At 63.7% G+C, this 23,023-nt stretch carries 20 protein-coding genes, 1 tRNA gene and 1 pseudogene; 7 read left to right on the top strand and 15 right to left on the bottom strand.

Going from position 1 to position 23,023, the window contains the following annotated elements:
- Window positions 1-53 precede the first annotated feature (53 nt).
- On the bottom strand, window positions 54-1,301 hold the full coding sequence (locus IVA92_RS05780; protein WP_247282015.1) for a serine protease: 1,248 nt from the start codon (window positions 1,299-1,301) through the stop codon (window positions 54-56).
- Between the two features lie 198 nt (window positions 1,302-1,499).
- Between IVA92_RS05780 and IVA92_RS05785 the strand changes: the two genes are divergently transcribed.
- The 5 genes from IVA92_RS05785 to IVA92_RS05805 all read left to right on the top strand — a co-directional run bounded on the left by IVA92_RS05785 (window position 1,500) and on the right by IVA92_RS05805 (window position 4,601).
- On the top strand, window positions 1,500-2,117 hold the full coding sequence (locus tag IVA92_RS05785; protein ID WP_247282014.1) for a hypothetical protein: 618 nt from the start codon (window positions 1,500-1,502) through the stop codon (window positions 2,115-2,117).
- Window positions 2,104-2,478: a transcriptional regulator gene (locus tag IVA92_RS05790; protein WP_247282057.1), complete on the top strand. Its 375-nt coding sequence runs from the start codon at window positions 2,104-2,106 to the stop codon at window positions 2,476-2,478. Before IVA92_RS05785 ends, IVA92_RS05790 begins: the two co-directional genes overlap by 14 nt.
- A 27-nt stretch (window positions 2,479-2,505) precedes the next feature.
- The gene (locus tag IVA92_RS05795) at window positions 2,506-3,294 is read left to right on the top strand and encodes a di-trans,poly-cis-decaprenylcistransferase (protein ID WP_247282013.1); all 789 of its coding nucleotides are present in this window, start codon (window positions 2,506-2,508) and stop codon (window positions 3,292-3,294) included.
- Between the two features lie 109 nt (window positions 3,295-3,403).
- The gene (locus IVA92_RS05800; protein ID WP_247282012.1) at window positions 3,404-4,090 is read left to right on the top strand and encodes a DNA-3-methyladenine glycosylase I; all 687 of its coding nucleotides are present in this window, start codon (window positions 3,404-3,406) and stop codon (window positions 4,088-4,090) included.
- A gap of 217 nt (window positions 4,091-4,307) precedes the next feature.
- Entirely contained in the window at window positions 4,308-4,601 is a 294-nt protein-coding gene (locus tag IVA92_RS05805; RefSeq protein WP_018319488.1) for a hypothetical protein, read from the top strand.
- A 76-nt stretch (window positions 4,602-4,677) separates the two neighbouring features.
- Here IVA92_RS05805 and IVA92_RS05810 read toward each other — a convergent pair whose 3' ends face one another.
- The 3 genes and pseudogenes from IVA92_RS05810 to IVA92_RS05820 all read right to left on the bottom strand — a co-directional run.
- Entirely contained in the window at window positions 4,678-6,114 is a 1,437-nt protein-coding gene (locus IVA92_RS05810; RefSeq protein WP_247282011.1) for a HAMP domain-containing sensor histidine kinase, read from the bottom strand.
- Between the two features lie 105 nt (window positions 6,115-6,219).
- Window positions 6,220-6,969, bottom strand: coding sequence for a DNA polymerase IV (locus IVA92_RS05815; RefSeq protein ID WP_346015614.1), 750 nt, complete (start codon window positions 6,967-6,969; stop codon window positions 6,220-6,222).
- Window positions 6,881-7,336, bottom strand: a pseudogene (locus IVA92_RS05820) (hypothetical protein); the annotation flags it as partial. The pseudogene IVA92_RS05820 and the gene IVA92_RS05815, both read right to left, overlap by 89 nt.
- A gap of 205 nt (window positions 7,337-7,541) precedes the next feature.
- On the opposite strand from IVA92_RS05820, the gene IVA92_RS05825 reads away from it, so the two are divergent.
- On the top strand, window positions 7,542-7,751 hold the full coding sequence (locus IVA92_RS05825; protein WP_247282010.1) for a hypothetical protein: 210 nt from the start codon (window positions 7,542-7,544) through the stop codon (window positions 7,749-7,751).
- A gap of 27 nt (window positions 7,752-7,778) precedes the next feature.
- On the opposite strand, the gene IVA92_RS05830 is transcribed toward IVA92_RS05825, so the two are convergent.
- The 10 genes from IVA92_RS05830 to IVA92_RS05875 form a co-directional block, all read right to left on the bottom strand.
- A tRNA-Arg gene (locus tag IVA92_RS05830) sits at window positions 7,779-7,855 on the bottom strand.
- Window positions 7,856-7,915: 60 nt separating this feature from the next.
- On the bottom strand, window positions 7,916-8,968 hold the full coding sequence (locus tag IVA92_RS05835) for a diguanylate cyclase (RefSeq protein WP_247282009.1): 1,053 nt from the start codon (window positions 8,966-8,968) through the stop codon (window positions 7,916-7,918).
- Window positions 8,968-12,078, bottom strand: a complete 3,111-nt coding sequence (locus IVA92_RS05840) for an EAL domain-containing protein (protein ID WP_247282008.1) — start codon at window positions 12,076-12,078, stop codon at window positions 8,968-8,970. The genes IVA92_RS05835 and IVA92_RS05840 overlap by 1 nt, the downstream gene beginning before the upstream one ends.
- A gap of 135 nt (window positions 12,079-12,213) precedes the next feature.
- Window positions 12,214-13,299, bottom strand: coding sequence for a branched-chain amino acid ABC transporter permease (locus IVA92_RS05845; protein WP_247282007.1), 1,086 nt, complete (start codon window positions 13,297-13,299; stop codon window positions 12,214-12,216).
- Window positions 13,296-14,306 carry a branched-chain amino acid ABC transporter permease gene (locus IVA92_RS05850; protein WP_247282006.1) on the bottom strand — a complete coding sequence of 337 codons (1,011 nt, stop codon included), beginning with the start codon at window positions 14,304-14,306 and terminating at the stop codon, window positions 13,296-13,298. The genes IVA92_RS05845 and IVA92_RS05850 overlap by 4 nt, the downstream gene beginning before the upstream one ends.
- On the bottom strand, window positions 14,303-15,025 hold the full coding sequence (locus IVA92_RS05855; protein WP_247282005.1) for an ABC transporter ATP-binding protein: 723 nt from the start codon (window positions 15,023-15,025) through the stop codon (window positions 14,303-14,305). The genes IVA92_RS05850 and IVA92_RS05855 overlap by 4 nt, the downstream gene beginning before the upstream one ends.
- Window positions 15,022-15,798 (bottom strand): ABC transporter ATP-binding protein, encoded by a 777-nt coding sequence (locus tag IVA92_RS05860; protein WP_247282004.1) that lies wholly within the window; start codon window positions 15,796-15,798, stop codon window positions 15,022-15,024. Before IVA92_RS05860 ends, IVA92_RS05855 begins: the two co-directional genes overlap by 4 nt.
- 172 nt (window positions 15,799-15,970) lie before the next feature.
- Window positions 15,971-17,155 (bottom strand): substrate-binding domain-containing protein, encoded by a 1,185-nt coding sequence (locus IVA92_RS05865; protein WP_247282003.1) that lies wholly within the window; start codon window positions 17,153-17,155, stop codon window positions 15,971-15,973.
- 240 nt (window positions 17,156-17,395) lie between these two features.
- Window positions 17,396-19,129 carry an EAL domain-containing protein gene (locus tag IVA92_RS05870; RefSeq protein WP_247282002.1) on the bottom strand — a complete coding sequence of 578 codons (1,734 nt, stop codon included), beginning with the start codon at window positions 19,127-19,129 and terminating at the stop codon, window positions 17,396-17,398.
- 318 nt (window positions 19,130-19,447) lie between these two features.
- The gene (locus IVA92_RS05875) at window positions 19,448-20,413 is read right to left on the bottom strand and encodes a sensor histidine kinase (protein WP_247282001.1); all 966 of its coding nucleotides are present in this window, start codon (window positions 20,411-20,413) and stop codon (window positions 19,448-19,450) included.
- Window positions 20,414-20,593: 180 nt separating this feature from the next.
- On the opposite strand from IVA92_RS05875, the gene IVA92_RS05880 reads away from it, so the two are divergent.
- The gene (locus IVA92_RS05880; RefSeq protein ID WP_247282000.1) at window positions 20,594-21,433 is read left to right on the top strand and encodes a glucose 1-dehydrogenase; all 840 of its coding nucleotides are present in this window, start codon (window positions 20,594-20,596) and stop codon (window positions 21,431-21,433) included.
- A 210-nt stretch (window positions 21,434-21,643) separates the two neighbouring features.
- On the opposite strand, the gene IVA92_RS05885 is transcribed toward IVA92_RS05880, so the two are convergent.
- The gene (locus tag IVA92_RS05885) at window positions 21,644-23,020 is read right to left on the bottom strand and encodes a cytochrome P450 (protein WP_247281999.1); all 1,377 of its coding nucleotides are present in this window, start codon (window positions 23,018-23,020) and stop codon (window positions 21,644-21,646) included.
- Window positions 23,021-23,023 lie beyond the last annotated feature (3 nt).

Raw genomic sequence — 23,023 nt, forward strand, 5'->3', positions numbered from 1 at the left:
TCCTGGCTTTCGTCGGGACGATGGCGGCGTGTGGGACGCCGCCAGCCGCCGTTCTACCGCTTCGCGTCGGCCTGCTCGGTCGCATTGCACGAGATCAGCATCGTGTAGGCGCGGGCATTGCCGGCGATGTCGGTGGTCTTGAGCTCGCCCTTCGGCTCGGCGGTCTGGTAGGGCACCACGGAATTGTCGAGGAAATCGCGTAGCGCGCCGGTTTTGATGGCGAAGTTGATGTTCTCGGGAATATCGCCGGTCGCAGCGGCGATGCGCAATCCGGGGATCTTGCCGGTGACCACGCCCACAATCTGGCCGGTGGTGTCGAACAGCGGGCCGCCACTATTGCCGGGTTGCACGGGTGCACTGATTTGCAGAAAACGCGTGTCATTGCGCATGCCGCTGAGCGAGCTCACGATACCGGTCGTCACGGTGAAGTCCGAGCTGAGCAGTCCGTGGTAGGGAAAGCCGATCGCGACGACGGAATCGCCGGAGTGAAACGAGCGGTCGCGGATCCGGGCAAAGTCCTTGAATGCCGTCGGCGACGGCGCCTGAAGGAGAGCAAGATCATTGTTGGCGTCGGTCGAAACGACGCGCAGCACCATTGCGGCCTCGCCGGTGAGATTGCCCCTGATGTCGCCGACGCAGCCATTGATCACGTGATTGTTGGTGACAACATGCCCGCTGGCGCTGACCACAAAGCCGGTGCCGCTCCTGGCCCTGGCAACTTTGCTTCCAGCCGGCGGAGACGCCTGCTTCTCCGCCGTGGCCGCCGGCTTGGCCGCACCCTTGGTGAAGTCGCCGGCCTTGTCGAGCCCGTCGGCCTTCACCTTGCTCACGCAATTGGCCAATGCCGCGATGACCGGCCCGGTCGATGTCAAATCGAAATTCAGTACGGCGCGGCCGGCTGTTGCCACCATAAGGCTCGCCTTTTGAAACGTACGCACGACATTGAGCGGCATAATGGCCGTGAGCATGTTGGACTGATACGCCGTAGCGTACAGCCTAGCTTGCTCCTGCCCGTCAAAGGTCACGTCGATCGCGGCGTTCTCGCCCTTGTTGAAGCGGTAACCGGGACTCGCAAAGGCGAGCGACCAGGTGCCGGCGGCGTTTTGGCTGACGACGAGGATGACGCCGTTCGCATAGGGCGTCGTCGCAGCGCAATGGGAGAAGCCGCCCGTTTGGTCATTGCTGAAGGCGCCGCCGATCCAGTTGCCGACATTGACGGAGCCGAACGGTCCCGCCGCACGCGCGGCGTTGATGACACCCACTTGCAACAAAGACGCAACGACAAACGATTTAAGCCACATACCAGCCCCCGGGAATGCTTTGGCTGCATCTTAGCCGTGGCGGGAGCGGCAACGCAACCGGCAGTTGCCCGCGCGGACAAGATCTCCTTGCCGCGACATTCGGGCTTGCCTTTACTTTGCAGTGCCATATACTTTGCAATACAAAGCGGCGGGAATGATCCCGGGAAGCATGAGCGGAACGAGATTTTGGCATTGCCAATGCGCGATCTCGACAAGGCACTGGCCGATATCGTGGCGATCCGCAGCCAGATCGCGGCGGGCACCGCGTTCCGCGGCTACGGCCCGGCGACTATGGCGGCGACAGGTGCCGTCGCGCTCATCACTGCGATCCTGCAATTCTGGCTGATCGGCGATCCCACCAGCCAGCCGCTCGCCTTCTTCACCGGCTGGTTCATTGCCGCCGCGCTCTCCGGCCTCCTGATCGGGATCGAGATGCGCGCACGCTCGCGCCGCCATCATTCCGGTCTTGCCGATGCCATGATCTACCAGGCGGTCGAGCAGTTCCTGCCGGCAGGCGCTGCCGGCGTGCTGCTTGCGGTGGTGATGTGGAAGTTCGCGGCCGAAACGCTGTGGCTGTTGCCCGGCTTGTGGCAGATCCTGGTGTCGCTCGGCATCTTCGCCTCCGTCCGCACGCTGCCGCGCACCGTCGCGCTCGTTGGCGCCTGGTATTTCGTGTCCGGCTTTGCGGTGGTGACGCTGGCGAGCCAGACCAAGATGCTGTCGCCATGGACCATGGGTCTGCCCTTCGTGATCGGACAGTCGGTGATGGCTGCCATTCTGTATTTCGCATCCGGAGACCATGATGTCGAAGTCTGACAGCGCGCCCTTCTCCTATGAGGGGCTTGATCGCGTCATCCACGAGAAGGCGAGGCTCGGCCTGCTGACCTCGTTGATGGCGCACCCCAAGGGGCTGGCATTCGCCGACCTCAAGCAGCTCTGCGGCCTCACCGACGGCAATCTCAGCCGGCACATCGCCGTGCTCCAGGAGGCCGGCCTCGTCGAGGTGACCAAGGGTTATGAGGGCAATCGCCCGCACACGACCTGTCGTCTTACCAAGTCCGGCCGCCGCCGTTTCCTCGATTATCTCGCCGTGCTCGAACGCCTCGTGCGCGACGCCGCCAAGGCCGCCGGCCGCGAGGCCCCGCCGCTCGGCCGTCTCGGCTTCGCTTCGGCTTGATCCCCTTTTTTGACCGGAGACTTTGTAATGCAAAGTAAGCCTGTGTTCGACGACAAGCTTCACGTTGGCATCATCATGGACGGCAACGGTCGATGGGCGACGCGGCGCGGCCTGTCGCGCCTGCGCGGCCACGAGACCGGCGTCGAGACCATCCGCCGCATCGTCGAGGCCGCGCCAAAGCAGGGCATCGGCACGCTGACGCTCTACGCCTTCTCCACCGACAATTGGCGAAGGCCCAAGGCCGAGGTCGCCGCGCTGATGACGTTGCTGCGCTTCTATCTTTCCAATGAAGTGCAGAGCCTGGTCAAGAACGGCGTGCGCCTAACCGTGATCGGCCGTCGCGACCGTCTGCCCGACGGCATCGCCAGCGCGATCGCGCGTGCCGAAGAGGCGACCGCCCATGGCAGCACGCTGCATTTGCGCATCGCCGTCGACTATTCCGCGCGCGATGCCATCCTCAATGCCGCGGCCAAGGCAGCGGCGCTGACCAGCCTCACCCGCGAGGCGTTCTCGCAACTGGTCACCGGCGAGGCCAGCCTGCGCGACGTCGATCTCATCATCCGCACCTCGGGCGAGAAGCGGCTGTCGGACTTCCTGCTCTGGGAAGGCGCCTATGCCGAGCTGCACTTCACAGAGCGGATGTGGCCCGAATTCGACGCGGGCGATCTCGCCGAAGCGCTCGCTGCTTTCCACGGCCGCGAACGCCGTTTCGGCGGCCTCCAGGCGATCATGCCCGAGGAGTGCCCGCGCTCTCGCGAGCATGATGGGACGCGCGTGATCGATCTTGGCCTGAGACGATCGCCGGCGGTGCCATGATCATCGGTGCGAGAGCACGCTGCGGCACGCATGGCGACCGGGTCGCGCAGGACTGGACCAGATCATCGAATTCTGATCTCGTGACGCACCCTCAACCGCTCTTGTCCGCATGACCTCCTTCAAGACCATTCGTGCCCGCGCCGAGAAACGCAAGGGTGGGCCCAAGGCGCTGGAGAAGTTGATGCCGGCAAGACCAGACCTCAAGCGGCTGGCGAAGCTCGGCGACGACCGCATCCTCGCCGAGATGACGAGACGGGTGTTCTGCGCCGGCTTTGCATGGAGCGTGATCGAGTCGAAATGGACCGGTTTCGAAGCCGCCTTCCTGCATTTCCAGCCGGCCAAGCTCAGCTTCCAGCCCGAGGATTATTGGGAAGGCCTGCTGCGCGATACACGCATCGTACGCAATGGCGCCAAGATCATGTCGGTGCGCGACAATGCCGCTTTCGTGCAGGAGATCGCGAAGGAGCACGGCAGCTTCGGCAAGTTTCTGGCGAAATGGCCATCGTCCGACGAGATCGGCCTGCTCGATCTCCTCACCAAGCGCGGCAGCCGGTTAGGGGGCAACACCGGCCAGATGCTGCTGCGCTTCGTTGGCTGGGACGGTTTTGTGACCTCCAAGGACGTTGTCGCCTGCCTGCGCGGTGCAGGTCTCGACATTGCCGAAGAGGTGAGATCGAAGGGTGATCTCGCCAAGGTGCAGGCGCAATTCAACGCCTGGGCCGAGGAGACCGGCCTACCCTACACCTATCTATCACGCATCTGCGCGCTGTCGGCCGGCGGAGACCGGAGCGAGTAGCGGGTTAGTGGAAGGCCGTCGGGTCGCTGGATCGTGTGGTTCCTGTGGCGATCTCGTGCCGCGAGCGCGGCAGATGCGGCGCGCGATCACGAAATACATTTCTCAGGAACAATTGTGCGCAGCACTTGTTCGGACGTTTGAGCCAGGCGCATCGAGGCAGGGAACGTCCGCTCTGGCTCAGCTCAACGAAACCCGACGTGACAGAACGGAGCAGCTCATGAAGCTCACATCCGAACAGGTGAAGCAGACCGTCAACCAACTCGGCGCTCAGGTGCTGCCCGACGAGCATCCGGCCATGCCGCAGCTCAACAGCATGTTCGGCGAGCACACCTTCTTCGTCGACGAGATGGGCCTCAAGGTCCTCGAACCCACACCGTCGCTCGGCGCCGACCGCCAGAGTGGCGAGGTCGTCAGCCTCGCCGATTGGGGCGATTCCGACCTGACCCGCCTCATGGCGCACGAGCCCGAGCCGACCGGCGTGATCGTGGTGTTCGAGCACGTGAGGCATTGATCGGCCCGAGCGGATCGACTTTCATGGGTGGCGGGATTTGAAAAAATTCCGTCACCATCAGTCGCGCGCGAGCGCTCTATGCCCAGGCGGCTCCAAGGTGGTCGCAGGAAACTGGAATCTCGATGGCGATCTGAGTTCCCGGACCCGCCTTGCTCTCGAGGCGCAAGCGCCCGTTGAGCGATGAGACAACCAAATTGAACGCGATGTGGAGCCCCAGGCCGGCGTTGCCACGCTGCCGGCTGGTCGTAACGAACGGATCGAAGATGTGAGCCTGCAATGGCTCGGGGATTCCGATGCCTTCATCGGCGCAGACCAGGCGGACTGACGTCGGGTCCGGTTGGCTAACGGTGATGACAAACCTGCCGCCTCTCTTGTCAGGGTACGCGTGCGCGGCACTGTTGAGAGCGAGATTGCTGATCACCTGAGCGAGCGCTCCGGGATAGCTGTTGAGCGTGATTCCGGCCGGGCATTGCACGTCGACCGTCAGGGCGTGGTGCGACAATAGCGGCCCGAGTTTGGACATCAACTCTGACAGCCAATCCTTGAGCTCGAAGGTGCGCCGGTCCTCATCGGCTTGATGCACCGCGACCTGCCTGAAACTATGCACCATTTCGGATGCGCGGTGCAGGTTATCGAAGGTCAGACCGAGCCCCTGCTTGAGCCTGTCAATTCCCTTGGTCAAATCGGATCGCCGGACCGACACTCCACCTAATGCCTCAGCCATTGCTTGGAGATCAGTCTGCATGGCCGTCGAGGTCGTCAAGGCCAGGCCGAGCGGGGTGCTGACTTCGTGAGCGACGCCTGCCACCAATTGTCCGAGCGAGGCGAGCTTTTCTGCCTGCACAAGGTGCTCCTGGGCCGCACGTAGATCGCGCAGCGATTTCTCCGAGCGTTCTTTTTCCCGTTGCAGCGCCTCGGACGTTCGGAATTGCTTTCGCGCCCGGTACTCGCGCGCCGCTACGGCATAGAGCGACAATGCGTAAGCGTTTCCGACGAGAGAATGATTGATGAATCGCAGGCCCGTCGGCATCGCCAGCGCGAACGTCTCGGCCACCAGCAGCGCCACCCAGGAGAGCAAACAGAAAATAGCCAGCGAACCGATCCGCAACGGCAGCATGGTCGAGACGAACAGGATGATCATCATCATGCCCGGAGCGGCAAACGTGAAGCCCGACGGCAGGACGAGATAAATGCTCGGCAGGATACAGCCGGGAATGACACAATAGACCAGGAAGATCGTCTCGGCCCACGGCTTCATCCATCGCCGTGACAGCAGCGCGGTCAGTGGTAGCAGCACGAACAGAGCCGTGCCGCCGCGGATGGCCAGCGTGGTCGGAACGACTTCGGGGTAGAGCACCCAATCCCAGATGGTGTAGCCGGCATAGGTGGCGGCACCGAGCAGCATCGCGATCTGCGTCCACCCGAGATTGCCCCGGACGTATTGGTCGACAAACCGCCGCTCCTCGATGCGGTCTTCGAAGCGCAGTCCAAGGCGTATCAATAGGGCAAGCATTCCAACATCAATCGCGAAAAGTCGTGTTTTGCTGTCTCTACGACAGGTTTGGAGGCGCGTCGCGGACAAAGATGTCGCGTTTGCCGGGATCCCCGCCGGTCTCGTTCAAATGCCCAATGTCAGCTGCGGCTGCGCATCGTCCCCGGCCTGGAGCGAAGACAGCGAGACCCCCAGCAGCCTGACGCGCTTGGGCAGCGGCATCTCGATTTTGAGCAGGCCGCAGGCCAGCCGCTCCAGTTCGTCTCGTCCCGCAACCGCCCCCGGGACGGACCTGCTGCGCGTGATGATCTCGAAGTCGGCAAACTTGATCTTCAGAGTGACGGTGCGGCCGCGGTTGCCGGTGGCCTCGCAATGGTGCCAGACCTTGTTAACGAGAGGTCTGAGCTCGGCGACCAGCGCATCGAATTCGGTGAGATCGCTTGAGAACGTGTTCTCAGCGCCGATGGACTTGCGGATCCGGTCGGCCCGGACTGGACGTTCGTCCACCCCGCGTGAGATCCAATAATAGTACGCGCCCGACTTGCCGAAATTCGCATTCATGAACTCCAGCGTCTGGTTGCGGATGTCGAGACCGGTGAACATGCCGAGCGCGTTCATCTTCGCGCGCGTCGCCGGGCCTATCCCGTGGAACTTGCCGACGGGCAGCGTCTCGACGAACGCGGGTCCCATCTCTGGCGAGATCACGAACTGGCCGTTGGGCTTGCGATGATCGGAGGCGAGCTTCGCCAAAAACTTGTTGTAGGAGATGCCCGCCGACGCGTTGAGGCCCGTCTCGGCCTTGATCTTCTCGCGGATGCGCAGGGCGATGTCGCGCGCGAGCGGAATGCCTTGCAGGTTTTTCGGTGACGTCCAGATACGCTTCGTCGAGCGACAACGGCTCGATGATGGGCGTGTGTTCGGCAAAGATGTCGCGGACTTGCCTGCTGATTGCCTTGTAGACCTCGAAGCGCGGCTTGACGAAGATCAGATCGGGGCACTGCCGCTTCGCAGTCACGGATGGCATGGCAGAGCGAACACCGAACTTGCGTGCTTCATAGCTGGCGGCCGCGACGACGCCGCGTTCCGCAGAGCCTCCGACTGCGACCGGCTTTCCGTGCAGGTCCGGATTATCGCGCTGCTCCACGGACGCATAGAAAGCATCCATGTCGATATGGATGATCTTGCGGATGGGCGAGGCTTCGCCGGTCATCGTGTCGGATCCGGTCATGGAAGGATAATACATTTGAGAGACGTCAAGCGCGAGATGATGGACGTTTCAGTTGTCGCTCTTCGTCGCCACCGGGGCCGGCATCGTCTGGCTGAACTCAGCCGCATGGCCCGACGCTGCGCGACGCTCTGGAATGTATCGGATCATCAACCGGCAATCTCACGCTTGTGAGTGGCGAGCGCGGGCCTGCAATCTAATATAAGCCCGCGGAGGACAGCCAATGCAATACAGCTCCGAACTCATTCAGACGATGCGGCAGGCGCTGGAGGCCGTGATGGCGAGCGTACCGGCCGATCAGTCGGTGTTCGGCCTGAAAGCGGCCGTAGCGGAATACATCTTGAAGGCTGCGGCACATGGTCAGACGTCATATGACGGGCTGGTCTCGTCCGCCTCCGACCAGATCCAGACGATCGTCTCGATGCTGACCTAAGCGCCGGCATGAAAACGGCGACAAGGCTGGCGCACCCGACACGATTCGAACGTGTGACCTTTGCCTTCGGAGGGCAACGCTCTATCCAGCTGAGCTACGGGTGCAGTGAGGCTTCATGTAGCCGATTGGCGAGGGGCGGGCAACGGCTTCTCACCGGCTCGCGATTAAGCCGATTTGCGCCGGACCGGGGCCGGAACCGGCTCGTCCTCCCGGGCAAGGTCGGCGAATTCGGCGAGCAGCCGTTCGGCGCAGATGACGCGGTTGCGGCCGAGCCGCTTCGCCGCATAGAGCGCCTGATCGGCCGCGCCGAGCAGCCGGTCCGGCCCGCCATCGGCTTCGCCGGGAATGTGGCTCGCGACGCCGACGCTGAGGGTGACGTGGTCGCCGGCGCCAGTGGCGCCATGGGCGATCCGCAAGCTCATGACAGCGCAGCGGATCTCGTCGGCGACGACGCAGGCGGCGTCGCAAGTCGTGTCGGGCAGGATCAGCGCGAACTCCTCGCCGCCATAGCGGCTGGCAAGATCGAGCGGCCGCACGGCGTGCCGGCTGACGGCAGCGGCGACCGCGCGCAGGCATTCATCGCCGGCCTGATGGCCGTGGCGGTCGTTGAACAGCTTGAAATGGTCGACGTCGACGAACAGCACTGCCAGCGGCTTCTGCGTGCGCTGGGCGCGGGCCCATTCGCTCATCAGCATCTGGTCGAAGGAGCGGCGGTTCGACAGGCCGGTCAGCCCATCCTTGGTGGCGAGCTCCTTCAGCGCCATCTCGGCGCGCTTCTGGTCGGTGAGGTCGCGCAGCGTTTCCACCACGGCGATCAGTTGGCCGGCCTCATCGTGGATCGGGCCGGCGTCGATGGCGAGATAGAGCTGGCTGCCTAGCTTCGGCATCACGCACCAGTTCTCCGCGGAAAAGCCGAGGCCGTTATGACCGCGCGCCGCATATTCCGAATAGAACTCGGGCAGCTGCTCCGGACGGTCGAGAGCGACCAGGTCGGCGAGACAGGGACGCTTGGTCTCGTAGAAGGCCTGCCAGTGCTTATTGGTGCCGATCACCTCCGAGGCGGCGACGCCGGTCAGCCGCTCGCAGGCACGATTCCAGATCACGACGCGGCGCTTCGGGTCGATCACGAAAGTCGGCACCACAAGATGCTGCATCAGCCGCACCGCGTAGGAGTCCGCGACATCGACGGTCTTGGAAGGACTCTTTGACTTCGTCATCACGCCACCGCCGCCACCGGTGCGGCATCGCCTGTGCGAAACAGTTTTCGCACCTCGCTGGCCGGCTTCGGCGCGCTGAAAAGATAGCCCTGCATTTCCGTGCAGCCGAGCTTGCGCAGCATCTCGCGCTGGGCTTCGGTCTCGACGCCTTCGGCGACCGTGGTCATGCTGCTGGCGGCCGCGATGTTCACCACGGCCTGCACGATGACCGGCGCACCGTTCGTCTCCGCGATGTCGGCGACGAAGCAGCGATCGATCTTGATCTTGTCAAACGGGAAGCGCTTCAGATAGCTCAGCGAGGAATAGCCGGTGCCGAAATCGTCGAGCGCGATGCGCACGCCGATGGCGCGGAGCTGGTGCAGGATCGAGAGCGCCGCCTCGTCGTCGCGGATCAGCACGGCCTCGGTGATCTCGAGCTCGAGCCGGCGCGGGTCGAGCCCGGAGGCGGCGAGCGCGCCGGCGATCCGCAACGCCAGCGTGTCGCATTTGAGCTGCACCGGCGAGACGTTGACCGCAACCCGCACATGCGCCGGCCAGGTCGCGGCCTCGTTGCAGGCCATGCGCAGCACCCAGTCGCCGAGCTCGTTGATCAGGCCGGTGTCCTCGGCGATTGGAATGAATTCGGCGGGCGACACCATGCCGCGCTCGGGATGGCGCCAGCGCAGCAACGCTTCGCAGCCGGAGACCTCGCCCGAGCGTAGATCGACCAGCGGCTGGTAGTGAATCTCGAAGCCGCCGTTCACCAGGGCCTGGCGCAGATCCTGCTCCATGGTCAGACGCGCCTTGGCGCAGGCGTCCATCTCCGGCTCGAAGAAGCGGTGGGTGCGACGTCCTTCGGCCTTGGCGCCGTACATCGCGAGGTCGGCATTCTTGATGAGCTGATCGAGATCGGAGCCGTCCTGCGGTGCCAGCGCGATCCCGATGCTCGCGTCGGTGGAGAGCTGATGGCCCAGACAGTGATAGGGCTGCCGGATCGCTTCGTACATCCGCGTCACGAACGACACCACGTCGGCGGAGGACTGGATCCCGGTCTGGATGACCGCGAATTCGTCGCCGCCGAGCCGCGCGATCAGATCGCCCTGCTTGAGGCAGCCGCGGAGACGGCCCGCGATTGCCTTCAACAGCTCGTCGCCGACATGGTGGCCGAGCGAATCGTTGATGCCTTTGAACTCGTCGACGTCGATGTAGAGCAGCGCGAACTGCCCGCCGCCGGCGACCTCCGCCAGCTCGCGTTCGATCTGCTCGCGAAACAGCGTGCGGTTCGGTAGATCAGTCAGCGCATCGTAATGCGCCATGTGCGCGATCTTCTCGTCGGCGCGACGCCGCTCGGTGACATCATCGATGACATGAATGAGATAGCGCGGCTCGCCGGCTTCGTCACGGATGCCGATCCGGGTCGAAGTAATGTAGCGAAGCCCCATGCCTGGCATCTGCCAGGGGTGTTCGTCCTTGAACAATCCCTTGGCCGATTTCAGCGCGCTGCTGTCATCTTCGGTGATACGGGCGGCAGGCGCCTCAGGGAAGATGTCGAAAGCGGTCTTGCCGACGACATCCTGGCGAGACTGGCCGAACAGTTGTTCGGCGACGCCATTGAGCAGCAGATATTGCCGCGTGCGCGCATCCTTCACCGTGATCTGCGAGGGAATGTGGTCGATGATCTCGCGCAGGAAGGTGTGGTTGCGGTCGCGCTCCTGCTCCAGGTTGCGACGCTCGGTAATGTCTTCGATCGTGGCAACCCATCCGCCTTGCGCCAGTGGCGTGTTGATGACCTGGAATGCGCGGCCGTTGGCTAGCTGATGAGTTCGCGTGGAGACCGTGCCTTCCGCCGCGATCCGCATGACCTCGGCGCAAAATTCCTCGACATTGCCATCGAACGCGCCGCGCTCCTTGCGGTGATACATCGCCTCGCGGATGTGGCAGCCGGGTTTGATGACGTCGTGCGAGAGACCGAACATGTCCGCGTAGCGGCGGTTGCAAATGACGATATATCCGGCGGCATCGTACAGGATCAGCCCCTGCGACATGTTGTTGAGGGCAGTGTCAAGCCGCTGCCGCTCCAATTCGATTCGCTCCTGGGCCTCGCGGCTCTGCCGGTTGATCTGCCGGATGATCAGATACAGGATCAGCGCGATCATAGCGGCCGAAAGCGTCGCGGTCGTGACCATGAAGCCGGTCTGCTGCCGCCAGTCGGCAAGCGCAGCCGACATCGTATTGGTCGCGACGATGACCAGCGGAAAATGATTGAGGGACGCGGCCGAGCCGAGCCGCTCCTCGCCGTCGATCGGACTCCTGACGCGAAGCGTGTGCTGACCGCCATTGGTCAGCACCTTCCGCATCAGCGGGGCATCCTTGAAGCTCCGTCCGATCAATTCTTCGACGTGCGGATAGCGCGCCAGCATCTTGCCTTCGCGATCGAACAGCGAGATCGCCGTCCCCTCGGCAAGCGCGACAGATGCAAAATATTGCCGGTAGCTGTCGGGATCAATTCGCCGGACCATCGCGCCGAGGAAGGAGCCGTCGGCGCCGTTCAGCCGCCGCGCGACGACCGTGGTCCATTTACCAATGATGTAGCTGCGGACGGATTCCAGGATGACCGGCTCGGCCTTGGGATCGGATTTGAACGACTGGAAGTAGGCGCGAGAAGAGATGTTGATCTTCGGCAGCGGCTGGGCCCGCGACCAGTTGATCAGCTCGCCGTCGGCGTCGTAGATCGCGATGTCGCCAAGATTGGACACCGAACTGATCTTGCTGCGTAGCATCTGGTTCGTCGCGAGCCCGGACATGTGCTCGCGGAACATCGCGGGCGAGCTGATCTCCGGCAGGTTCATCTGCGCGATTACATCGGTGGCGACGACGTCGGAATCCTCGAATTGCTGATCGAAGTGTCGAGCGATCAGTTGCACGGTGTTTTCCAGCTCGCGTTCGCGGTTGGCCAGGGTTCGCTCGCGAAACTCGCCGACGGCCATGGCGGTCACGGTGAAGATGCCCGCGACCAGCAGCACGCCGCACAGGGTCAGCCACAGCACTGGCCCGCGCCGAATGGCCGCCCTCCGGCCGTTGCTCGCGGCCTGCGACATTCCGGCAGCGATCGTTGCAAATACCTGGCGCATTCCCCCTCCCGCAACAGCAGGAATACACCACACAAATGGCCTAAAGCTTAGGAAAGCCAGTTACCTGAGCATTAATCCCGTCGCGCGATCGCGTCTGTGTGCAGCGAACCGCTGCGCTGCATCACTAACAGCGGCTTAATGCGAGGCGCTGCCGCTCTTGGCGCCGCCGGCATTGCGCAGCCGTCCGACCACGCCGGTCGGGAAGAAGTACACGCTGGCGATGAACAGCAGCCCGAGCCACAGCAGCCAGCGGTCGGGATGCAACAGCCCCGGCAGCAGCGGTAGCCCGGCTTCCGACGCCGCCTTGGACGCGACGCCCATCAGCGACTGCAAATAGTTCTGCGCGAGGATGAAGATGGCAGCCCCGATGATCGCGCCGTAGATCGTGCCCATGCCGCCGATCACGACCATCAGCAGGATGTCCAGCATGATCGAGAAGCTGAGGGAGGTGTCGGGCCCGGCATAGCGCAGCCACAGCGCATTCAGGATGCCGGCGCTCGCAGCGACCGATGCGGCGATGCAGTTGGCGTAGGTCAGGTGGAAGACGGTGCGGAAGCCCAGCGCCTCGGCGCGAAAACGGTTCTCGCGGATGGCCTGGAGCACGCGTCCGAACGGTGAGTTCACCACCCGCAGCAAAGCGAGGATCATCAGGGCGGAGATGGCGAATACCAGGTAGTAGGTGAGGATGCGGCCGTTGATCTCGAAGCCGAACAGGTTCTTGGAGACCAGCACCGTGCCGGGCCGCAGCAGCTCGGGAAGCTGAAAACTGCGTCCATCCTCGCCGCCGGTCAGCCAGGACAGCTGCGAGGCCAGCACCTGGAAGGCGGAGGCGACCGCGAGCGTGATCATGGCAAAGAAGATCGCGGCCACCCGCAGTGAGAACAGCCCGATCGCGAGCGCCAACAGGGCCGCGAGCGGCAGGCCGATGACGATGCCGGTCGCGACCGCGGCCCAGTTCGGGCCCATCCCGTACAGCGCGATCGCGATCGCGTAGCTGCCGATGCCGTAGAACATGGTGTGGGCGAACGACACCGAGCCGGTATAGCCGAGCAACAGGTCGTAGGATGCGACAAGGGCGGCGAAGACGCAGATCTTGGCTGCGACGTTGAGCGCCTTGGCGCCCGGGAACAGGAATGGCGTCGCCGCCAGCGCCAGGATGATGAGGACGAGAACAAGCGTGAGAACACGGCTGCGCGGCGGGTCGCCTGAGAGGATCATCATCGGCTGGTCACCGCATAGAGGCCGCGCGGCCGCCACATCAGAATGGCGACCATCAGCAGGATGTTGGAGACGAGGGCGAGCTTCGGCACCAGGAAACCGCCGTAATTGGCAACCATGGCCACGAGGATGGCGCCGATGAAGCAGCCGCCGATCGACCCGAGCCCGCCGATGATGACGACGATGAAGATCAGCACGGTGAGCTCGTCGCTCATGGAGGCATGGACCTGCTCGCGATAGAGCGCCCACATCACACCGCCGAGGCCCGCGAGCGCCGATCCCGTCATGAACACGCCCAGGAACAGGCGGCGGATACGATAGCCGAGCGCCTCGACCATCTCGCGGTTCTCGACGCCGGCGCGGATCAGGAGGCCAAGCTTGGTGCGGTTGAGCACGAGCTGGATCGCGATGAAGACGGCGAGGCCGATCAGCATCGCCAGCACGCGGTATTTGGCGATCGCGACGTCGCCGAGAATGAAGGAGCCGCGCAGCGAGGTGGGCAGCGGCATCGGGATGATCTGCGGTCCCCACAGCGCATACAGCGTCTGCTCGGCGACGATCAGGCCGCCGGTCGTCATCAGGATCTGCTTCAGATGCTGGCCATAAACAGGAAGGATCAGCACGCGCTCGACGACCAGGCCGAGCGCGCCGGACACGGCCATCGACAGCAGCGCTGCTGGCGCCAGCACCGCGAGGTTCACCCACAGCGAATCGGCCTGGATCGAGGCTGCAAACGGCGCCAGCACCAGGGTCGCGACATAGGCGCCGACCGCGATGAAGGCGCCGTGGCCGAAATTGAGCACGTCCATCAGGCCGAACACCAGGGTTAGACCGGAAGCCATGATGAAGATCATCATGCCCATGGCGAGGCTGGCGGCGGTCAAGGTCAGCCAGGTGCTGGGCGAGCCGATCAGCGGGATCATGACAAGCGCGAGCGCGACCGGCAGCAGGATCGGTGCGATGTCGCGCTTCGGCTTCGGCAGCGGATCATTTGCGGCGAGTTCAGTCACTGATGCGCCTCCAGGCTCAGGCCGAGCAGTCGCTCTTGCAGCGGCATGTCGGCGGCCAGCGCCGCCATCTCGCCGCGATGGACGATGGTACCGTTGTCCATCACCAGCACGTTGTCGCCGAGCTCGCGGGCGGCAAAGAAATTCTGTTCGACCAGCAGGATCGTCGCGCCCTTGCGCTTGATTTCCTTCAGGCACTCGATCAGCGCCATGACGATGGCAGGCGCGAGGCCCTTGGTCGGCTCGTCGATCAAGAGAAGCTTGCGCGGCTCGATGATGGCGCGCGCGATCGACAACATCTGCTTCTGCCCGCCCGAGAGGCTTCCCGCACGCGACAGCCAGAAGCGGCGCAGCGCCGGGAAGAAGCCAAAGATCCAGTCGAGCTGGGCATCGTCCAGCGGACCATCGCGCGCCGCCAGGACCAAATTCTCTTTCACCGTGAGGTCGGAAAACACGGCCATGCTCTCCGGCACGTAACCGACGCCGAGCCGCGCGATGTCGGGCGTGGCGCGGCGCTCGATCCGCTGCCCGGCGAAGCTGATCTCGCCGTGCGAGGCCTGCCACAGGCCCATGATGGTGCGCAGCGTCGTGGTCTTGCCGGCACCATTGCGGCCGAGCAGCATCGTGGTCTGCCCCTGCGGAACCGCGAGATCGATGCCCTGGAGAATGTGATAGCGGCCGATATGGGTGTGCACGCCGGAGAGTCTTAAAAGGTCGGTCATGCTGCACTCCCTGCAGCCGTCTTGGGCGCCACGCCGAGATAGGCCTCCTGCACGATCGGCGAGGCGATCACTTCGGCAGGCCTGCCGTCGGCGACGAGCTGGCCGTTATGCAGCACGATGATGCGGTCGGCGAGCGAGCGCACCACGTCCATCTTGTGCTCGACGAGCAGGATGATCTTGTTTAGGTCCTGTTTGAGCTGCGCGATCAGGTTCAGGACGACGGGCACCTCGTCGATGCTCATGCCGGCGGTCGGCTCGTCGAACATGAACACCTTCGGCTCCAGCGCCATCATCAGCGCCACCTCGAGCTTGCGCTGGTCGCCATGCGACAGGGCGGTCGCGGCGACGCCGCGCCGGCTGCCGAGCGCGACCTGGTCGAGGATGCCGTCTGCGCGGGTGATCAGGTCGCGGCGGACCATCCAGGGCCGCAGCATATCGTAATGAGTGCCGTTCGCAGCCTGCACCGCGAGGCGGACGTTCTCCTCCACGGTGAGGTTCGGGAAAAGATTCGTGAGCTGGAAGGCACGCCCGAGGCCTGCGCGCGTCCGCATCGGCGCGGACTGCCCCGTGATATCAATGCCGTCGAACAGGATGCTGCCGCTGGATGCGCGCAGCTGACCCGAGATCAAATTGAAATAGGTGGTCTTGCCGGCGCCGTTCGGCCCGACGATGGCGGTGAGCTCGCCCGGGCGGAACGTGCAGGTGACGTTGTTGACCGCGACATGGCCGCCGAAGCGGATGGTGAGGTCGCGGGTTTCGAGGGTCAGCGGCATTGGAGTCCGGCGAATGATGGAAACGGAGATATATCCGCGATCACGCTGCGCTCCCTCCCCCGCTTGCGGGGGGAGGGCTGGGGAGAGGGCTGTTTCGACAATCGAGAATCCCCAAGAGGAAAAACCCTCTCCCGGCCTCTCCCGCAAGCGGGAGAGGTGAAGCACCACCGCCCTACCGCTTGTTGCGGACCGGCACGTCCATGTCCTCGATCTTCAGCTCGCGCACCGGCTCGAGCACGGCCCAGGCGACGTTCGGATCGACCTTGACCTTGAAGTGATACATGCTCTGGAGCGCCTGATGGTCCTCTTTGCGGAACACCATCTTGCCCTTCGGCGTATCGAATTCCAGGCCTTCCATTGCCGTGATCAGCTTCTCGGTGTCGGTCGACTTCGCCTTGGTGACGGCGGCGACGACGGACATCGCGGCGGCAAAGCCGCCCGCGGTGAAGAAGTCCGGCGGCGCTTTGAAGCGCTTCTGGTGCTCGGCGACCAGCCAGTCGTTCACCGGGTTCTTCGGGATTTCGTAGAAATAGTAGGTCGCGCCTTCCATGCCGGGCAGGCCCTTATAGGCGGCGAGCGCCGGCAGGATGTTGCCGCCGGTCGACAGCTCGATGCCGTAGCGCTTGGGATCCATGTCCTGGAGCTTGGCCAGCGGATTGCCCGCGCCGGCCCAGATCACCCAGATCACCTTGCGGCCTGGCTTGTCCTTCAGCGCGTCGAACAGGCGCTGGCCGACGGCGGTGAAGTCGGTGGTCGAGGTCGGCGCGTATTCCTCGGCGGCCAGCGTCGCGCCCGTCTTGGCGAGCGCCTCCTTGAAGGCGGCGACGCCGTCACGGCCGAAGGCGTAGTCCTGCGCCAGCGTCGCGACTGTGACGCCCTGCTTGCCGATGGCGACCGCGTTGGAGATCGCGTCCTGCGAGGAGTTGCGCGCCGTCCGGAAGATGTAGCGATTCCACTTCTCGCCGGTAATCTGATCCGCGACCGCAGGCTCGACGATCAGAATCTTCTTGTTCTCCTCGGCGACGGGAAGAATGGCGAGCGCCGCGGCCGACGAGGTCGTGCCGATCGCGATGTCGGCCTTGTCGTCCTGATAGGCTTCCGCGAGGGCGGCCTTGGCGAGATCGGGCTTGCCCTGGTCATCCTTGGTGATGACGACGATCTTGCGGCCGTCGAGCGTCATGGTGCCCTTGGTGGCGTATTCAAAGCCCATTTGCAGGCCGGTCTCGGTCTGCTTGGCATAGGCCTCCAGCGGACCGGTCTTGCCATAGATAAGCGCGATCTTGAGATCGTCGGCCCGTGCGGACGCGCCCGCGGCGAGCGCGAGGACGGCTGTTGCCATGATAAATGATCGACGCACGATATTCCCTCCTGATTTAAAGCTTCTGGCAACAGCGATTTGCACACGCCGAGAAACTTTGCAATTCCACCTTACGGTGGTCTGGCGCGTGAGACCATGTGTGACAGCTGTGACAGCGTCTTGTCTTGATCGCCGGTTGCCGCCTGCCCAGGAAATCGGCAGAGCAGATCTTGCAGGTGCGCCGCAATCATCACAGGATCGGGTTACCAGGCTTTGAATCTACCTGCCTGAAAGGCAACCCTATCGCCGGTACCCGCTCGCCCGCGAATAGCCTTGGCGGTTCTGCTGCGTCGGGCGGCTCACCATGTTGACGCGCGCTTCGCTGGAGATTGGTGTTACGAGCTTCAGCTCCTCCAGGAAGATCGGCCGGGAGAAGTAATAGCCCTGCGCGTAGCGGATCTTGGTCGCGGCCTGGAGATAGGCGAGCTCCTCGTAGGATTCGAGGCCCTCGGCAATCACGGTCATGCCGAGCGCTTCGCTCAAGGATTCGATCGCGCGCAAAATGCCCTGGCTGCGCGGACGCTTATGGATGTCGGTGATGAAGGAGCGGTCGATCTTGATCTCGTCGGCAGTGATGTCGGCGAGCGCCGAGAGCGAGGAATAGCCGATGCCGAAATCGTCGATTGAGATGCCGACGCCGAGCTTGCGGAACGTCGGCAGGATTTCGGCCTGGAAATGATTCTTGGCGACAAAGGCGTCTTCCGTTACTTCGATCATGAAGCGGCTGGGAAAGCCAGTGTCGTCCAGCGCTTGCGCGAAGCTGCGCATGAACTCGGGGTTGCCGGCCTGCTTGGCGGCGACGTTGATGCTGATGGTTGCTTCGGCGCCGAAGGTCTCGTTGATCAGGTCGATCGACTTGACGATCTCGGCCAGCACGAGATGGGTCAGCTCATCGATCAGTCCGAGCTCGCTGGCGAGGTTGATGAACGAGCCGGGCGCCTGGATCACGCCTTCGTCGTCACGCAGGCGCACCAGGGCCTCGATGCCCGTCACGGCCTGCGTCCTGATGTCGACCTTGGATTGGAACGCGCAGCAGAAGCGCTTCTCCAGGATGGCAAGTCGTAGCGACTGCTCAACCTTCATTCGCGCCAGCGCCTCTCGCTCCATGCTGGAATCGAAGAAAGCCGCCGACCCCTTGCCATCGTTCTTGATGCGGTACATCGCGATGTCGGCGTTCTGGCGCAGAGTCTCGAAGCTGCGTCCGTGATCGGGGTAGAGGCTGATGCCGACCGAGGTGGAGGCGAAGACTTCCGAAGTGTCGATGAAGAACGGCGCGGTGAGCCGCTCCAGGGTCGATTGCATGAATTCGGCAACTTCCTCCTGGCTCTGGATCGGCGACAGCAGCAGCAGGAATTCGTCGCCGGAGATGCGCGAGAGCATGTCGGAATCGCGCAAGTCGCGTCCGAGCCGCTTCGACAGCTCGACCAGCAGCGCATCGCCGACTGCGTGGCCGTAATAGTCGTTGATGTGCTTGAAATTGTCGACGTCGAGAAAGGCCAGCGCGAACCGCTCGCCGCCATCGCGCGCGAGCAGGCCGTTGGCGTGATGCTCGATCACGCGCCGCGAGGGCAGCCCGGTCAGCTCGTCGAAATAGGCCGAGCGGAACAGCTGGTCCTCGAAATTCTTCTGCTCGGTGATGTCGGAGGAAGCCGAGATCAGGAGCTCGCGTCCGGCGAGGCGGACGGGACGATGGGTCGTGAGCAGCACCTGGCGCGCGGCGCCGTTGTGAATGGCTTCCTCGGTGACGACCGGCTGGCCGGCGCTCAGCGCCTGCCGACAGGCTTCGCGGCGCGGCGACAGATCGGGCGAGGGACGGCTGCCGTCGATGCCGAGCTGGGCAGCCGCGGCATCGTTAACCAGCAGCAGCTCGCCGTGCGCGTCCTGCACGGTCAGGCCGGCCGGCAGCATTCTAACGATTTCCTTGAGAAATCCGAGCTCGGCTTCGCTCGCGCCAAAATATTTATTGTCGTTCATAGAAGTCATGAATCTTGTTGTTTCAGCGCGCCTTTGCAATGGACGCGATCTTGCGCGGTTCCCTCTTAAGTTTGGTTAAGGGGTCCGAAGAAATACGGGGGTGTTTTGGCCGAAACTTGCGACCATGCGACGCGCGCCGCCGATCGTCATTAACAGAGCGTCAATGCGCCCAGGGAAACTGCGAGTGGAGCGCGCGTTCTCTTTCGCTTGTAACAATCCGGCGGCGCGATGAGCTTTGGCTGAACCGATGCGAGCCCCGGGCTCGATCACCTCTCTCTCCGGGGAGAGGTGACCCGATCGACCGAACTTTGTTGTCCGTCAGCCGCTCTTGGGGATACGGCATTGCATGATGCAATGGAGGCCGGTTTTCAAGAATGAGAGCTCGGTCTTGCCGTCGAAGGCGGTTAGCGCCGACTTCAGCAATTTGGTGCCGAAGCCCGGTGCCGACACCTCGCCGATGCTCGGCCCCTCGGTCTCATCCCAAGTGATGGTCAGGCGATCGCCGGTGACCGTCCAGGACACCTGCAACAATCCGCGCGGTGCAGAGAACGCGCCATATTTGCCTGCATTGGTGGCGAGCTCGTGAAACATCAGTGACAGCGTGACCGCGAGCTTCGGCGGCAGGAACAGCCGGTCGCCGTTGAGGGTGAAGCGCACATGGCCGTAAGGCCCGAGCTCCGCGATCAGGAGGTCGCGGATGTCGCAGCCCGCCTTGTCGATCCGTGAGATCAAATCGTCGGTGCTGGCCAGCGACCGCAGCCTCGGATCGATCCGGGCCCAGACCTGCGGCTGGTCGTGCAGCACCTGGTGCAGCACGGCGTGCACCGTCGACAGCTTGTTCTTGAGCCGGTGCTGGAGCTCGTCGACCAGCAGCTTGCGATAGTCTTCTTCCTCGATCAGGCGTTTGGAAATCCGGCGCTGCTCGATCAGCAGGGTACGATAGTGCTCGACACCCCAGATGGTGAGTGCACAGACCACCCAATAGAGCGTCAGCAGCGCAAACCGGGCGCGGTCGGCAGAGGCATCGCCGAAATTGACGATCACGCCGAGCACGCCGCCGAAAAGTGCGGTCACGATGCCGATCCGGAAGCCTCCGAACGCGGCGGCGAAGAACACGGCCGGGAAATACGGGGTGAAGTAGACGTCTGGCCGCACCTGGGCGAGAGCCCAGCGCGACAGCGTCGCGAGCAGCAGGCAGGCGACCGCGAAGGCGATGCTCAGACCGAGCGATGGCGGTGCCACGCCCTGCCAGCCCTTGCGGAACTCGTCGATCAGCTTCCCCATGCCCAGCCCGGTCGCGATGCCCGTCCGAAAGTCGAGCCATGGGTTCGAATGTTACGCATGTCGGACACGCAAGCAAAGCTTGCCTTGCCACGGGTCGGCGGGAATAGTGACCGTCGCGGCGCCGTCATCTGTCAGTGTCCGCCATCTGAAAATCAAATCATTCGAAAACGGGAACATTACATGGGCAGGCTGGACGGCAAGATTGCGATCATCACCGGCGCGACGAGCGGGATCGGATTGCGCACCGCGGAAGTCTTCGTTGCCGAAGGTGCCAAAATTGTGATCGCGGGCCGGCGCATCGCCGAAGGCGAGGCGCTGGCGAAGCAGCTCGGGCCGACTTGCGTCTTCCGCCAGACGGACGTGACGGTCGAAGCGCAGATGCAGGCGCTGATCGCGCTCGCGGTGGACAAATTCGGCAAGATCGATTGCCTCTTCAATAATGCCGGCGGTCCGGCGCAGACCGGGGGCATCGAAGGCCTCGAGGTCGAGCGGTTCGACGCGGCGATGGCGACGCTGGTGCGCAGCGTCATGCTCGGCATGAAGCACGCAGCGCCCCACATGAAGAAGCAGGGTTTTGGCAGCATCATCAACAATGGCAGCATCGCCGGCCGTCTCGCCGGGTTCTCGTCCTCGATGGTCTATAGCGCGGCCAAGGCGGCGGTGATCCATCTCACCAAATGCGTGGCGATGGAGCTCGGCGAGTCAAACGTGCGCGTCAACTCGATCTCGCCCGGCGCGATCGCAACCGGAATCTTCGGCAAGGCACTCGGGCTGTCGACCGACGCAGCCGAGAAGACGCCGGCGGTGATGCGCGAGGTCTACAAGACCGCGCAGCCGATCCCGCGCGCCGGTCTCCCTGATGACATCGCCCACGCCGCGGTGTTCCTGGCGAGCGACGAGTCCAGCTTCATCAACGGCCACGACCTCGTCGTCGACGGTGCCATGACCGGCGGCCGCAACTGGAGCCAGCAGCAACAGGGTTACGTGGCCTTGCGCAAGGCGTTCGATCAGGGGGCGTAGCGGCGAGCGGGAGGCGGGCTCCAACACCTCTCCCGCTTGCGGGAGAGGGAGTGCGCTTCTTGTGCTGCGAGCTATCAATCCGATCTCGTCATTGCGAGGAGTCCGCGATCAAATTGCGAAGCAATTTTGTCGCGGGCGACGAAGCAATCCAGCCTGTTTCCGCGGAGATAGTCTGGATTGCTTCGCTTCGCTCGCAATGACGGTGTGGCGCTAAATCGCCTTCACCCGCACCTGCAAGCCGTCCCGCGGCTTCGGGATCGGCCACATCTGCCAGTCCGGCTTGTAGCCCGGTTCCAGCGACACCTCGATGTTCTGCAAAAAATGCCGCGCGAAGCATTTCGTCTGCATATAGGCGAAGTGCAGGCCGAGGCACATATGCGCGCCGCCGCCGAACGGCACAAAGGCGAAGCGGTGGCGGTTGCGCTGGGCTTCCTCGGTGAACCGCAGAGGATCGAAGCGGTCCGGCTCCGGCCAGATGTCCTTCATGTGATGTGTGTAGAGCGGATTGACGCCGACGGCGGTGCCGGCGGGGATCGTAAAGCCCTTGAAAGTGAAAGCGCGCATCGCGCGGCGCGGCATCGATGGTACCGGCGGCTTGATCCGCAGCGCCTCCTTAAACGCCATCTCCGACAGCGGCATCTTTTCCAGATCGTCGAAGCTGCTCGGCGCATTCGGAGCGAGCCCCAGCGCGAGGACCTCCTCCCGCAGCCTGTTCTGCCAGTCCGGATTTGCCGCGAGCTCGCCGATGAAGGAGGTCAGGGACGAGGTCAGCGTGTCGTGCGCCGCCATCATCAGGAAGCTCATATGGTCGACGATGTCCTGCTCCGACAGCAGCGCGCCGTCTTCATGGGTGGCGCGGCAGAGCTGCGAGAACAGGTCGTCGCCGCCATGATTGCCGCGTCGCAGCGGAATCTGCTCGCGGAAATAGGCGACGATGCGTTTGCGCCCCTTCACGCCTCGCGCCATCTGGGTGCCCGGCAGGGGGCGGCGGATCGGGGCGACGGCGGCCGCGACCATGTCGATGAAGGCACGGTTGATCTCGTCGACTTCCGGTCCGATGTCGGCGCCGAGAAACGAGGCCGCAGCGAGATCGAGCGTGAGCTGCTTCATCGCCGGGTAGAGCTGCATCTCGCCGGGCTTGGCCTTCCACTGCGCGACGCGCGCGGAAATGCCGCGATCGAGATCGCGCAGATACGACTTCATCGGACCGGACTTGAACGCGACCGACAGCGCCTTGCGATGCAGGCGGTGCTCATCGAAATCGAGCAGCATCAGCCCGCGCGGAAACAACAGACCGAGCACCCTGTTCCAGCCGTGTGTCGACGAGAACAGCTTCTGCTGGTCGAACATCACGAGCTCGTTCGCTTCCGGACCGAGCAGCACGACATTGGTCTCGCCGAAAATGTGCGTGCGGTAGACCGGGCCGTATTTGGCGCCGTTCGCCTCGACGTGGCCCTTGGGGTCGGCGAGCACCTGAAAGGTCTTGCCGATGATCGGCCAGCCCTCGTCGCCGGGAATGTGCGTCAGCTCGTTGCGCCTGGGCGCAGTGAACTGAAGCGCAGGGGCGGCCACATTCTGCATCGACATGAC

The organism is Bradyrhizobium sp. 154, assembly GCF_023073875.1.
Lineage (GTDB): Bacteria > Pseudomonadota > Alphaproteobacteria > Rhizobiales > Xanthobacteraceae > Bradyrhizobium.